1 pseudogene is annotated in these 686 nt (G+C 39.7%); it reads left to right on the plus strand.

The window, feature by feature from the left end:
* Positions 1 to 686: pseudogene (locus tag ACG9ZL_RS21100) on the plus strand (TipJ family phage tail tip protein); the annotation flags it as partial.

Here is a 686-nt window from a genome sequence, read left to right on the forward strand (position 1 = left end):
ATTGAACGGACTGAGCGTATTGACTCAATCAATTCAACTACCTCAAAGATCAATACTGAAATACAGGATCGAAAAACTGCGATTAGTACTTTGGAAGATGGATTAACAAAGCAAATTAAAGCAGGTGATGATGCTGTTTTAGAGGTTGTAGATACAGTCAAAAAATCAAGTGATCAAGGTTTAGCGGCAGCACAATCAGGTATCAAGGTTGTTGCTGATGATTTGAAATTGACTGCAGAGAAGACTGATGGTGTTTACGCGCAACTAAATCCAAAATTGATTGGATCTTCATCTGATCTGATCGGCAATGATCAAGGTTTCGCTGGAACGTGGTCACTTCAGTCTGCAATGATTGAAGGTGATCTAGCCCTTAGTAAAAGAGTTGATACAACAGTTGCACAGATCAATGATGTTCAAGCATTAGCACAGCAAGAGGTTCAAGCGCGTGTTGATGGGGATAAAGCGAATACGGTTGCTCTAAATAACTATATTTCTAGCAATAATTCAGCTTTATCTTCAGTACAGCAAAAAGCTGAAACCGCTGTAACACAATCAACAGCAAACAGTAGTTCTATTGAGGCATTAGATAGCCGTGTTGATGTTGCCGAATCCGATGCATCAATAGCAAAAACTAATGCAGCCAGTGCATTAAGCAAAGCAAATACTGCGGTTACTGATTCAAGTGC

This window comes from Acinetobacter legionensis (assembly GCF_048551735.1).
Classification (GTDB): domain Bacteria; phylum Pseudomonadota; class Gammaproteobacteria; order Pseudomonadales; family Moraxellaceae; genus Acinetobacter.